Source organism: Rhizobium sp. SL42 (genome assembly GCF_021729845.1).
Taxonomy (GTDB): domain Bacteria; phylum Pseudomonadota; class Alphaproteobacteria; order Rhizobiales; family Rhizobiaceae; genus Allorhizobium.
The window spans coordinates 96,813-109,342 of the sequence record NZ_CP063399.1 but is presented as its reverse complement, the minus strand read 5'-3'; the positions used below and the strand labels follow the sequence as shown (position 1 = coordinate 109,342).

Annotated in this window: 13 protein-coding genes; 6 read left to right on the top strand and 7 right to left on the bottom strand. The window is 58.8% G+C overall.

All coding sequences use genetic code 11. The annotated features are described in order from the left end of the window. The first annotated feature begins 30 nt into the window (after positions 1-30). Positions 31-1,263, top strand: coding sequence for an ATP-binding protein (locus tag IM739_RS22820; RefSeq protein ID WP_237371930.1), 1,233 nt, complete (start codon positions 31-33; stop codon positions 1,261-1,263). Between the two features lie 467 nt (positions 1,264-1,730). Here the strand turns inward: IM739_RS22820 and IM739_RS22815 are convergent, their stop codons facing one another. After that, positions 1,731-2,402, bottom strand: a complete 672-nt coding sequence (locus IM739_RS22815) for a transcriptional regulator (RefSeq protein ID WP_237371929.1) — start codon at positions 2,400-2,402, stop codon at positions 1,731-1,733. Between the two features lie 395 nt (positions 2,403-2,797). Here IM739_RS22815 and IM739_RS24080 point away from each other — a divergent pair, with 395 nt between their 5' ends. Together IM739_RS24080 and IM739_RS22810 are read left to right on the top strand one after the other, a co-directional pair. Next, complete coding sequence (locus IM739_RS24080; RefSeq protein ID WP_272911349.1) at positions 2,798-2,923, top strand: hypothetical protein; 126 nt, start codon at positions 2,798-2,800, stop codon at positions 2,921-2,923. 37 nt (positions 2,924-2,960) lie between these two features. Next, the gene (locus IM739_RS22810; protein ID WP_237368160.1) at positions 2,961-3,794 is read left to right on the top strand and encodes an IS5 family transposase; all 834 of its coding nucleotides are present in this window, start codon (positions 2,961-2,963) and stop codon (positions 3,792-3,794) included. 20 nt (positions 3,795-3,814) lie between these two features. Here IM739_RS22810 and IM739_RS22805 read toward each other — a convergent pair whose 3' ends face one another. Then, positions 3,815-4,384 carry an HlyD family efflux transporter periplasmic adaptor subunit gene (locus IM739_RS22805; protein ID WP_237371928.1) on the bottom strand — a complete coding sequence of 190 codons (570 nt, stop codon included), beginning with the start codon at positions 4,382-4,384 and terminating at the stop codon, positions 3,815-3,817. A 288-nt stretch (positions 4,385-4,672) separates the two neighbouring features. On the opposite strand from IM739_RS22805, the gene IM739_RS22800 reads away from it, so the two are divergent. Next, positions 4,673-4,885: a hypothetical protein gene (locus IM739_RS22800; protein ID WP_237371927.1), complete on the top strand. Its 213-nt coding sequence runs from the start codon at positions 4,673-4,675 to the stop codon at positions 4,883-4,885. On the opposite strand, the gene IM739_RS22795 is transcribed toward IM739_RS22800, so the two are convergent. The 5 genes from IM739_RS22795 to IM739_RS22775 form a co-directional block, all read right to left on the bottom strand. After that, positions 4,882-5,415: a winged helix-turn-helix domain-containing protein gene (locus tag IM739_RS22795; RefSeq protein ID WP_237371926.1), complete on the bottom strand. Its 534-nt coding sequence runs from the start codon at positions 5,413-5,415 to the stop codon at positions 4,882-4,884. The genes IM739_RS22800 and IM739_RS22795 overlap by 4 nt on opposite strands. A 154-nt stretch (positions 5,416-5,569) precedes the next feature. After that, positions 5,570-6,343 (bottom strand): SDR family oxidoreductase, encoded by a 774-nt coding sequence (locus IM739_RS22790; RefSeq protein ID WP_237371925.1) that lies wholly within the window; start codon positions 6,341-6,343, stop codon positions 5,570-5,572. Beyond that, on the bottom strand, positions 6,343-8,058 hold the full coding sequence (locus IM739_RS22785; RefSeq protein WP_237371924.1) for an acetolactate synthase catalytic subunit: 1,716 nt from the start codon (positions 8,056-8,058) through the stop codon (positions 6,343-6,345). The genes IM739_RS22790 and IM739_RS22785 overlap by 1 nt, the downstream gene beginning before the upstream one ends. After that, positions 8,055-9,410, bottom strand: coding sequence for an aspartate aminotransferase family protein (locus tag IM739_RS22780; protein ID WP_237371923.1), 1,356 nt, complete (start codon positions 9,408-9,410; stop codon positions 8,055-8,057). The genes IM739_RS22785 and IM739_RS22780 overlap by 4 nt, the downstream gene beginning before the upstream one ends. 110 nt (positions 9,411-9,520) lie before the next feature. Next, positions 9,521-10,198 (bottom strand): GntR family transcriptional regulator, encoded by a 678-nt coding sequence (locus tag IM739_RS22775; RefSeq protein ID WP_237371991.1) that lies wholly within the window; start codon positions 10,196-10,198, stop codon positions 9,521-9,523. A 206-nt stretch (positions 10,199-10,404) separates the two neighbouring features. Between IM739_RS22775 and IM739_RS22770 the strand changes: the two genes are divergently transcribed. Both IM739_RS22770 and IM739_RS22765 read left to right on the top strand, forming a co-directional pair. Then, positions 10,405-11,547, top strand: a complete 1,143-nt coding sequence (locus tag IM739_RS22770) for an ABC transporter ATP-binding protein (protein ID WP_237371922.1) — start codon at positions 10,405-10,407, stop codon at positions 11,545-11,547. A gap of 10 nt (positions 11,548-11,557) precedes the next feature. After that, positions 11,558-12,451: an ABC transporter permease gene (locus IM739_RS22765; RefSeq protein ID WP_237371921.1), complete on the top strand. Its 894-nt coding sequence runs from the start codon at positions 11,558-11,560 to the stop codon at positions 12,449-12,451. Positions 12,452-12,530: the final 79 nt, after the last annotated feature.

Genomic DNA, 12,530 nt, shown 5'->3' with positions numbered 1-12,530 from the left:
AATGGTCGCATGTCTGAGCACTCAAATTCAATGTCCCTCGTCGATCGAAAAGCGTTGCCTCTCGTGGAGGCAGCTCTGGCCGATACCCGTGTCGTCTTGATATCCGGGCCTCGGCAGGCTGGGAAGACGACGCTCGCGCGCATGTTCTCGGACAAGGATCGACCATACATCACATTGGATGATGCGGGTACCTTGAACGCCGCGAAGGCCGACCCGATCGGGTTTATCCGGGGGATCAAGCGCGCGGTTATCGACGAGGTCCAACGAGCCCCAGATCTGATGCTTGCGATCAAGGCAAGCGTGGATATCGATCAGGAGCCGGGACGGTTTCTGCTCACGGGCTCCGCCAATCTCGCGACCATTCCTGCAATTGCCGACTCGCTCGCCGGCCGAATGGCAGTCATTCCGCTTCTTCCCTTTGCGCAGGCTGAAATTCGCTCAGGTCCAGGCCTCATGCTTGATCGACTGTTCGCAGGAGACGAACCAGTCATTGATGGTGAAGTTGTTCTGGGCAAGGACCTGATGAGCATGGTTCTGGCTGGCGGCTATCCCGAAGCCTTGAGGCGACCCACGCCGGCCCGGCGCGTCTCGTGGCTCGAAGACTATGTCAGTCTGATACTGGATCGCGACGTGCGCGACATTGCCAATATCGACCAGCTCGATCGTTTGCCACGCCTCTTAAATGTCCTGGCGGAACATGCCGGGCAATTGATCAACAATAGCAGCTTCGGTTCGGCGCTGGGACTGTCCGGGGTCACCGCTCAGAAATACATGGCCATCCTGGAACGGCTATTCCTTGTCAAAACCTTGGTGCCATGGTCGAACAACCGGCTCAGTCGGCTTGTCAAAACGCCAAAGCTCCATTTCATCGATACAGGACTTCTGGCTGCGTTGCGTGAGGATGAGCTGGCCCGGCTATCCGATGACAAGACCCGATTTGGCGCCCTGCTAGAGAGTTTCGTCGTTTCCGAGTTGATGAAGCTGGCATCATGGTCCGAAAGGCGCGTGTCGTTTTCTCACTACAGAACGAAGGATCTGGACGAGGTCGATGTCGTGATCGAAGATCGGCGCGGCAGGATTATTGGTATTGAGGTCAAGGCGTCTGCGACCGTCAAGGCGGATGATTTTCGCGGGTTGCGTCAGTTGCAGGCAGCGGTCGGCGACCGTTTCGTGCGAGGCCTCGTCCTGCATGATCATGATCGCATCACGCCGTTCGCCGAACGCCTGCAGGCTGCACCCCTCTCGATTCTTTGGTCGATGTGAAGCGGACTTATCAGGCTTGTGTGGTTCTGTCTGGTGGTAGCGTCTGGCGCTGCTGGCGCCCTTTATCGAGCCATTGCGGCGGATTGCAACGGCAGTCTCTTTCATTGACATGTCGAGGCCGATATATTCTCCCATCGCTGTTCTCCTTTGATGCTGGGCTCCGCGTCCAGTCGAGAGCCCGACTTCATTTTATCGGGAGACAGCCACCCTCCAAGACCAGATGATAATCCGAAGGGGTACCGCTCCCGCGACTACCCCACGGGGACGGCTCTCCTCGTTGCAGCTCCATACAACCACGCCATGTCACTTCACGCCCCAGACGGACACCATGGAGACGCCAACTATTCGACCTCACGTTCTTTCCCGCACGCAGGCTGCAAGTTCCGGCCTTGGCGAGAGCCGTAACTGCCGCAAATTTACAGCCCGAAAAGCGTGGAAATGTGGCTACGACTGGCCGGCTGTTATTCTCAACCGAGCTTAAGTCGCTTTCGCAGATCGGCATTCTCAGCACGGAGTTTCTCGGCTAGCAGTTTGCGCAGACTTTGGTTTTCCTGTTCCAACTGCAGGAGATCCGCCATCTCATCGCCCTCCGCCGTCGGGGCCATCGTTACTGTCTGCGCGGGCATCGTCTTGCGTTTCTTAGGCGCGCGTTCGGCACTGCTCACAGCTTCACGCGACTTGGCCTTGCGTCCCCTCTTTTGACTTCCATCCGATACGCTCGAAGCTGCGCCAAGCTCCGTGGTTACCTCGACAAGCACCGTTTCAGGGGTTGCCTTCTTGGCGCGGGGTTTACGCTGCGTCTGTGGCGCAAGTTCGGTTTTGACGACGGCTGGCACATCGGTCTTGGTCATCGGATCGCTTTCGCCGGCCATCATTGTCTCCGTTAAAGCCGATGCAGTTGGCTCCTGCCCGTGCAGCAGTGTCAACAATGGTCCCGCCTGTTGTGCTGCAGGTAAAGGCACTTCGCCGACAGCTTCCTGCTCCTGCGGGCCGCCCGACAAACGTAACGTTACCTCTTCCTCTACGTCGCGCGCAACGGATTTAAGGTCCACGTTACCCCAGATCGACGTGGACTTGGAACCGGTCTTCCGCCGCCCGGACTTATACTCGACGGCAAAACTGCGTTGGATTTTTTTCATTTCAAGCGGCCTTGGTGTATAGACAGGACGTCTCGGCGACGTACGAAGGATCGCGAATAGCGGTTACCTCGATTGCAGTCCATAGACATCACCACTGTATCGGCCCACTGCACATCCGGGTGCAGGGTTTTCCTTCAATGGATTCCATAAACGCCGCAGAATAACCATCAGCTTGACGGAACTTACCTCATCCGCCTTGAACCAATTCAAACCGCTGACCCGTTGTTTTCCTGCCGCGGAACAACGGTCGACCATGAAATTTAGAACACTGTGAGCTTAGCCGCTCACGACTTCTCTATTCTTCCACCATAGCTCTTGCTAGCTGGTCTGCCAGCAGCTTCAACAAATAGGACATCGCCGTCCGCTCTCCTGTCTTAATGAAGACCTCTACCGGCATGCCCGACAGCAAGGTCAGCGGCCCAAGCTTTGCAAACTCCTGTGCCGAAATGCGGGCGCGGATCGAATACCAGGCCTCTCAGAACCTGACCGAAAAAGAATTGAGTGAAATCAGCCAGTTGTGATTCCTTCGGATTTGCTTAGGATTCGATGGAGACCGCAATGGGCTGGACTGATTTCACCCGTCGCCAATATGGCCGACGGACGGGGCGTTATGCAAGTGATCTGACGGACAGGGAGTGGTCGCTGATTGCTCCGTTTATGCCGATGCCCCGTAGGCTTGGTCGACCGCGCAAGACGGAATTGCGCGAAGTTTTAAACGCACTGCTATATATCGCGTCGACCGGATGCCAATGGCGGATGCTACCGAAAGATTTTCCACCCTATTCAACTGTGCAGGGTTACTTCTACGAGTGGCGGGCGACTGGCTTGTGGACGCGGATCAACCATCATCTCGTTATGGAGACGCGAGAGCTGGAAGGAAAGGAAGCCTCACCGACGGCAGGCGTGATAGACAGTCAGAGCGTCAAAACGACTGAAAGCGGCGGGATTGCGGGCTTTGACGCGGGCAAGAAGATCAAAGGCCGCAAGCGTCATATCGTTGTCGACACGCTCGGTTTGATGGTGGGGCTCGCCGTCCACAGCGCTGACATTCAAGACCGCGATGGTGCAGTGGCGGCTCTCAAAACCATCCTCAGACGCTGGCCTTGGCTCAGGCACATCTTTGCTGACGGCGGTTATGCCGGTCCGAAGCTGCGGGCCGCATTGCGCAAGGTCGCGAAGTTCACGTTGCAAATCGTCAAGCGAACAGACAAGGCAAAAGGCTTTGAAGTGCTGCCGCGTCGCTGGGTCGTGGAGCGCACATTCGCCTGGCTTGGCCGATGCAGACGACTGGCCAAGGATTGGGAAAAATCAATCGCTTCCGCTGAAGCCTGGATGCTTATCGCTCATATCCGCATTCTCACTCGGAGGCTCGCAAGGTACCATGCCTATTGAGGTCTTTTCGAGTCAGGCTCTCAGGTCTGCGGATTAGTGACGAGATCCGCCGCGACCGTTTCCACCTTGGCGAGGACTTCCGGGGTGGTTCGCTGGTTGAACGCCGAGAAACGTAGGACAGCGCCCTGCCCGGGATTGACCTGGTCGATATCGGCCGGCTGGATGCGGGCCTCGACAACGAGGCTGTCGTTGATCGGCACGATCTGCATAACGGTCTCGCCGGGTGCAACCACGCCGCCGACCGTGTGCAAAGCAAGCTCGTGCACGATCCCTGCCTGTGGCGCGCGGATCTCTATCCGTTTCAGTTCGTCCTTTGCCGTTACCTGTTGCTCTTCGAGCTCAGCCAACTTGTTATCGACGTCCCTGAGCTCGGTGATAATTTCGGTTCGGCGATCTTGATCGAGTTGCAAACTCTGGAGCTCCGTCTCCGTGACGCGCGTGCCGGCCCTGACGATCTCGGCAATCAGCTGGCCCCGCTCCCCGTCGAGTTGCGCCTTGAGCCGTTCCAGTTCAGCGAGACGATTGAACTGGATCAACTGCTGGCCGCTAAGGCTACGCACCCGCACGAGCTCCTGTTCGACCCAGGACAACTCCTTTTCCTTTGCCCGAAGCCGTACCGTCAAACCATCCACGGGCAGGGTGTCCGGTTGGTCGTTTCAGTACCGGAGCTTCCCCGGGTGCGCCGGCCCGTACCGGAGGCAGATCGTAAACACGCACCCGTCAACGTCTTGCCAATCGGAAGGAGAGATATAATATCAGAGAAGCAACGACCCTTTCGCCAGGGACGGCACACACGCCCATATGTTGGACGTGCGCTGTGCGACACCGTCCGGCGGGCATCTGTTTGGAACTCCTCTGCCGGACGCAGGGAGAGTGCGTTGTCGCGAAATCGTCAGGATAGCCCCAAGGAGAACGGTAAGCCCAATTCAGGTGAAGCCGATGGACTTGAGCGCGCCACACACCGGGTGCGCGCGCTGTATGGCAGCGACGCGCCGACGGCGGTCGCCTACTGCGCCCTCGACGCGTGGCTGGATGGGGAGGAAGTTGAATTTCGCGAGCTTGCGGGTTTGTTTAGAAGGTTGAAAAACTAGCTTGGTATATCGAGGGCATAGCCCCTGCCCCGCACTGTCCGGATCAGGTCCGGCCCGGAACCCGTCAGCGCCCGTCGGATGTGGCCGATGTGAATATCGACCGTACGCGGTTCGACTTCGGCGGATTCTGGCCAGCAGGCTTCGATGAGGTCCTCGCGCTCGCAGACCGCCGAAGGTTCCTGCAGCAGACGGCGCAACAAGCGAAATTGCAGGGCCGTGAGCACAACGTCGCGGTCGGCCCGGCGGACCTTGACTGCGGCGATATCCATGGAGAGATCGGCAAAGCGAAGTATGTGGCCGGCGTCCTCGTCTTTCTTACTCACAAGGGGGTGTCTCAGTCGAAGAAGGAAGCCCAACAAAAGACCGGGATTGAAAGGGCTTTCGAGACGCAGATCACATGCGTTTGAAAGCGCCTCTCCACCAGCATGGCGCCGATGGAGACAGACGATCGCAGCCGTTGGAAACACGCTTTTTGCAGCTATGATAAACGCGTCGGCGCCCGGTCCCGGCTTGACCCGATCGACGATCATGGCCGAGACCGGTCCTCGACTGGTGAGTTGCGGGAGTTCATCATGTTCCGTCACAAGTATGGCCTCGAAGCCTTCGTTTGCAAGGATGTAGCGAAGCAGGAGGAAGAGTTGCGCGTCTGTCACGCAAATGAGGATTGTCATCAGTTGTCCTCGCTCAAAGGGGGGCAAATTCGCCACCGTTCACATCAAGAATGGCGCCATTGATGAAGCCCGCCTCACGCGAAGCGAGGAAGCTGATCGCGTTCGCTATATCGGCGGGCGCACCAAGGCGGCCGGCGGGGATGCGTGTCAGTATCGCCCTGTTGATCGGACTGTCGGCGTCGCCTGCCATGTCTGTCAGAACGCGTCCCGGCGCCACCACATTGACGGTGACCCCAGTCCCAGCGCAGCTTGAAACAAGTGAGCGGCATAGTCCGGAGAGGCCAGCCTTCGACGCGACATAGGCGGCGCCTGCCACTTTCGGAAGGGTACGGCCGGCGATCGACCCGACCAGAATGATGCGACCGAAGCGGTTCGACATCATCGATGGAATAACGGCCTGGCAGCAAAGCATGCTGCCGGTCAAGTTGACGGATAGCACAGTATTCCACTCGTCCATCCCGATGCTTGCAAAGGGCGTGGCGCCTTCTGGTCCCTTCGGCGATATCCCGGCATTGCATATGAAGGTGTCCGGCACTCCCCAGACATCTGCGACATCGGCAAAAAAGGAAGCCACATCACCCGCCTCAGTCAGGTCTGTGCATCGGCCGAGTACATCGGGGCAATCGACCTGTCGATGCAGCACAGACAGTGCTGCATCGACATGGGCGGGGTTCTGACCAAAGAACGCCACCTTGTATCCCGCAGCCAACAACTGCGTGACAATGGCAAGCCCGATGCCCGAGCTGCCACCAGTCACGACAGCAATACGCTGCGAAATTTGATCCATCAGGCCGCCTGATCCATCTTGGCAAACAGTGACAGCGGCGGATGCGCATCCGGATCCGTCATCACCTCGATGAGGAAGGGACCTTCTGCCTCAATGCCGCTCCGGATGAGGTCGGCGAGCTCGGCCGGGTCGGAAACGCGAGCGGATTTGCATCCGCAAGCGGCGGCGATTAGAGCATGATCGACGGGAGCAAAATGGCAGGCCGTGGTGTAGCGACCGAACTTCACCGTTTCAGCATCACGCTGGAAACCGAGAATTCCGTTGTTGAGGACTATGACAGTCACAGGAATGTTCAACCGAACCATGGTTTCGAGCTCGGCCCAGCTATGGGCAAAACCGCCATCGCCGACCAGGGCAACAACCGGCACGTCAGGACGGGCCAGCTTTGCCCCGATCGCAAGCGGCAGTCCCCATCCAAGACCTGCGAGCCCGCGGGGCGTGATGAACCGAGTGCCGCAAGACACAGCCCGCAATTGGCCCGTGACCCACATGGAGGAATAGCTCGCATCGGCAACGACGGTCAGATCGTCGTTCAGCCAGGGCTGAAGCTCGCGCATTACCCGCTCAGGCCGGATCGGCGACTGGTCCGAACCGTAACGCTGAGCACGCGCCGTTTCAAACTGCTGCCAGCATCGTGCGATGCGATTCTCAAGGTCAGGTCTTTCGGCATTTCTATGGCCAAGATCCCGTCTTCCAAGCGCGACGTTCAGCGCAATCAGCGATTCTCTTGCATCGCCAGCGAGTCGCAGCGCCTCGAAATTCCGGCCGATTTCACTCGGGTCGATGTCGATATGGATCACACGGGCTGTCTTCGGGATCTGCGACCAGTTGTCGGTACCGTTCTGATTGGTGCGCGTGCCGATCAGAATAATCAGGTCGGCATTGGTCAGGAAAGACACGGTATGCCGGCCAAGCGAAGTCGGCCCGGTCAGTGATCCAAGTACGCCAGCCGATAGCGGATGATGTTCATCGACCGTGCCCTTGCCCATATTGGTTGTGCAGACCGGCAGGCTCGCGATCTCCTGCAGACGTGCCAGTTCCTGTGAGGCGCCCGCGCCATGCACGCCGCCACCTGCGAGCACGACCGGATGGTTCGCCGCAGCGATCCAATCTGCCGCCTGGTCAATCAGTGCGTCTGCGGGCCGGGGGCGATCAAGGGGATAGTGTCCGAGGCTGGCATTGCGCGATGACAAGCTGGTGCGGACTTTGGAACGCAGCAGATCTGCCGGCAGCAGTAGGGCGACAGGCCCGGGCCGCCCGGAGGTCGCCGCCGTGAAGGCCGCATCGATATAATCTTCGATCCTGTCCTCGATCTGGACGCGCCGCACCCATTTTGTGCAGGACTGGAACAGCGCGATATGATCGAGTTCCTGAAACGCATTGCGGTCGGCCTGATCACGCTCCACTTCCTGCACCAGTGCAATGACCGGCACACTGGCCTTCATGGCTTCGGCAAGCGGCGGTACAAGAAGGGTTGCTGCTGGTCCATTTTGCGCCGCAACGACGCCGACCTTTCCGGAAATGCGCGCATAGCCATCGGCCATCGCCCCGCCCATATTCTCCTGCCGATAGGAGATCTGGCGAATACCACGGGCTTCCGCAGACAGGACGACCGCAGACGGCAGGCTCTGGGCAAACAGGTATTCCACCTGATGACGCAACAAGGCATCGGCGACGCGGTCCGCGACAGTCTCTTGGAGAAAATTTGAATTCATGATCTTGCCTCCCAGCGGCGGGCATCGTGAGTTTTAAGGAACTGTTCGAACACGGATGCCACCTGATCGATGTCACGGTCGGTCATCGCTGTGGAAAGGCACGCCGCGGCTCCGTACGGGAGCAGGATGCCCCGGTCACGGAAGAAGCGTGTGAGGTCATGCATGCATTCCTCCTCCCCTGCATTCATGCGGCTCTCGGAATAGGTGGTCGGGACGACCGGTTTTGGATGAATGCGAAACAGAGACGCTGCCCCTGCCACTGAGAATGGTCGATCAAGTCGCGCCGCGCAGTCGCGGAGCTGCTGGCACAAGGCATCGCCCATGCGTTCAAGACGATCGAAAATCGCAGGTGTCATTGCCTGCATGGCAACGAGGCCGGCCACCATGGACACCGGATTGGCCGAGAAGGTGCCACCCTGCGGCACATGCGGTGGCCGGCCGTCACCACCAAAGACTGCCATGACATCAGACCGGCCGCCGATTGCCCCGATGGGAAAACCACCGCCGATGATCTTGCCGGCAGTCAATAGATCGGGCTGGATCCCATGGCGTGCGGAAGCGCCTTGATAGCCCTGCCGAAGGTTGAGAACCTCGTCGGCAATGACAAGGATGCCGTAACGCCTGGCAAGCGTTGTCAGGCGTTCGGAGAATTGCGGAATGGGACGCAACAGCCCCGCCCGACTCGGCATGGGGTCGATCAGGATAGCCGCCAGGTGGTCGGCATGTTGCGAAATTCCCCGCTCCAGCCCCTCGACGTCATTGAATTCAAGCACAACGACATCGTCGGCCGATTGCACAGGCGCGCCCGCGTAAGCGGGAAGACCGATGGTGACGCCCAGGCCTCCAGACTTCGTCACCCCGTTTTGGCCGGTTTCTGCCCAGTCATAGGAGCCATGGTAGCAGCCGGCAAAGCGGATGATGGCCGGACGACCGGTATAGGCACGCGCGGCCTTGATGGCGAACATCACCGCCTCCGTGCCGGTATTGACGAACCGAACCCGCTCGACGGCCGGAATACGGTCAATGAGCAATTCGGCCAGCGCGATTTCGTATTGGGTCGGATTGGAGAAACACGAGCCCTTTCGAAGAAGCTCGCTCACCGCCTCGACGATAGGCGGATAGCCATGTCCATGCACAAGGGTGGTGAAATTGTTGTTCAGGTCGAGAAAGCGATTGCCATCGACATCGAAGACATAGGCGCCTGTCCCCGAAGCCATGTAGATCGGTTCTGGGTCGAGCTCGATTGTGGAGCGGGTGACACCCGCAGGGAAGACGCCGCGGCCACGGCGATAGAGGTCGGCGGACCGCGGACGCTCGCGCGCCGCAGTCCCGACTGCCATTTCTGGTAACATCTGTGCTTGCCTTTGTGTTGCTGAAAAATCGGCTACTTTGCAAAGTTGTCGATTTTGATATAACAAAAATACAAAAGGTCAAGCTGGTATAACAAAAATCGTTGAAAGTCCTACCGCTCGCGAAGTGCCTGGCGCAGGCGACGATAGCCGTCGCGGATGTCGTTTTCGATCGCGGCCCGCAGCGCGCCGCCGTCGCCGTCGACCAGTGCCTCGATCACCATTTCATGGTTTCGCACGCCATGCCGAGCCTCGGCGAATTCCGGATAGAGGCCATAGAAAGAAGGGCCGACCCTTAGCCAAAGAGGTTCGATCATCGAGATCAGGTGTGGCAGGCGCGACAGACCGTAGACATGGAAATGGAACTCCTTGTTGTGCCAAAGTGCGTCGCCATAGGCCCCAGTCTCCAGCGCAGCGTTAATCTTAGCTTGGATTTCACCCAATAAATCAATGTCATGCTGGCTGCAATTCGCGATCGCCATCTCGGCGGCAAGGCCTTCCAGGGCAATCCGTATCAGGGTGATCTCACGCAGGTCTGCATCCGACAGAACGGGGATGATTACGGTTTTGGGGCCGGCATAAACCAGCACGCCATCAGCCACGAGGCGATTGACCGCATCGCGTGCAGGCGACAAGCCGACGTTCAGGACTTCGGCGGCTGAGCGAATAGACAGCTTGTCGCCCGGCCTGTAAGCGCCGCGACTGACGCGGTCCTTCAGCTGGCTATAGGTGGCATCGCCAATATTTGGTGGCTGCTCGCGGCGCGAGTAGTCCGTATTGATTTCCGTCATGTTTCGTCCTGAGCGTGTTGACAGGCCCAATTTTTGATGTAACAAAAAATGGAATTGTGAAGTTTCAGCAAAGTTTGCCTGATCAAACATTAGCAATTTGCGCATTTCAAGTCACCTGCCCGTCAGAATTGACGGGAAAGCACGCCGTTCAGCACGCACTGATCGGCCAAGCATAGTCGCATTCAAAAAAACAAAAGGGGAATAGCATGGGACAACAGTTGGCGTTGCGCCACGTCCAAAAACGATACGGGCCAGTCTGGGCCGTCCGCGACACCAGTCTCGAGGTTCAAGCGGGAGAATTTGTCTCTATCGTCGGCCCATCTGGCTCCGGCAAGACATCCCTTCTGACGATGATTGCCGGATTTGAGACGCCAACCGCCGGCGCCATCGTCGTGGGCGATCAGGATGTAACATCGCTTGCGCCCCATCACCGCAATATCGGCATGGTATTCCAGAAATACGCGCTGTTTCCGCACATGACCGTGCGGCAGAATATTGCCTTCCCTCTCAAGATGCGCCGATTGGCCAAGGGACGGGACGCCGACAGGCGGGTCGATGCGATGCTCGATCTGGTGCAACTCGGCGCCCTGCAGTCGCGCTACCCCCATGAACTTTCCGGCGGCCAGCAGCAGCGCGTCGCCGTCGCGCGTGCCCTGGTCTTCGATCCTCCGGTCATCCTGATGGACGAACCCCTTGGTGCGCTCGACAAGAAGCTGCGCGAAAGCATGCAATTCGAGATCAAGCAGATCCAGGAGCGGATCGGGGCGACCGTCATCTATGTCACGCATGATCAGGAAGAGGCCCTGACCATGTCGGACCGGGTCGCCGTGATGCATGCCGGACGTCTTGAACAGATCGGCACGTCGGTCGAGCTCTACACGCGGCCCGAAACCGCGTTCATCGCCGACTTCGTCGGCTCGATAAACTTTATCCCGGGCATTGTCTGCCGGACCGAGAAGTCAGCGGTGACGATCCGATGCGGCCTCTCCCTTCTGGAAACTCGCCCAACCAATATCCGCTCCGGCGAACTGCCGGGTGAAGGATCGTCGGTGAGGATCGGTGTTCGGCCGGAGCATGTCGAAGTCGACACGAGATCCGCATCTGGAACACGATCCATCTCCCAGGATGGCCACGCCGTGGAGCGAACCATGGGTACGGGCCTGTCCGGCACAGTCGAGACGATCGTTTTTGCCGGCGCTTCGCGCACGGCCCTCATCCGCCTTCGTGGAGCGCCTGAAGTCGTCATGCGTGCGTCCCTGCCAGCTCAACTGGGCGCACTGCCTGAGCGCGGGGCCGAAGTATCCTTGCGGATCACGGCAGATGCCACGTTGCTTTTCGATGCCCGATGAGGAGACAGCGATGACCATGCAAGTTTCACCTACATCTGGCTCGCGTCTTTCCAGAATGGTCACGGCGCGCGATGCCGGGCACTTTTCGCCACTGATTTCGGGAATTCTCACTTTACCCCTCCTAGCCGCGCTGACACTCGGCTTTGTCTATCCCGTGGCAAAGCTGGTGGGGCTGAGTTTTGCGGATGGTGGCAACAGCTATTTCCGCATCTGGGACGATCCGCTTTATCTGAATATTCTGTTCGACACTGTGATCACCGCGGCAACCGTGACCAGCTTTTGCCTGGCCCTCGGCTATCCCGTTGCCTTTGCAATGGCGTCGCTGCGGGCGAAAGCGGCACTGGCCGTTGCGGCCTGCGTGTTCGTACCGCTGTGGACCTCGGTGCTGATCCGATCCTATGCCTGGATTCTGCTGCTGCAGCGGAATGGACCAATCAATGGCTTCCTTCGCGATCAGGGCCTGCTCGATGAACCGCTGAAGCTACTCTATACCCATGGTGCCGTCGTCCTCGGCATGATTCATGTGCTTTTGCCCTTCGCGATCCTGCCTATCTTCTCGACATTAAAGACTCTGCCGCCGGACTATCGGCGCGCTGCGGCCAATCTCGGTGCCAATCCAGCTCAGGTTTTCCTGCGGATCATCCTGCCGCTCAGCCTGCCGGGTGTCTTTGCCGCCGGCCTTTTGTGTTTTGTCCTGGCTCTTGGCTTCTACATCACGCCGGCTCTGCTGGGCGGGCCCGGCTCCATGCTGATGGCCACGCTGATCGGCCAACAGACCACCGTACTCCTCGATTGGCCGTTCGCTGCCGCATTGTCGACCGTGTTGCTCGCGGTGACGCTCCTCGTCGTCTTCCTGTTCCGCAAGGCGTTGTCGCTCAACAAAGGATTCCACAGTGTTCGTTGATAGAAACATAGCGCCCGTTGTCTCGGTAGGGAACCGGCCAGTCCCCCAGGCGCGGATCGCGAGATACGGATTGCGATCG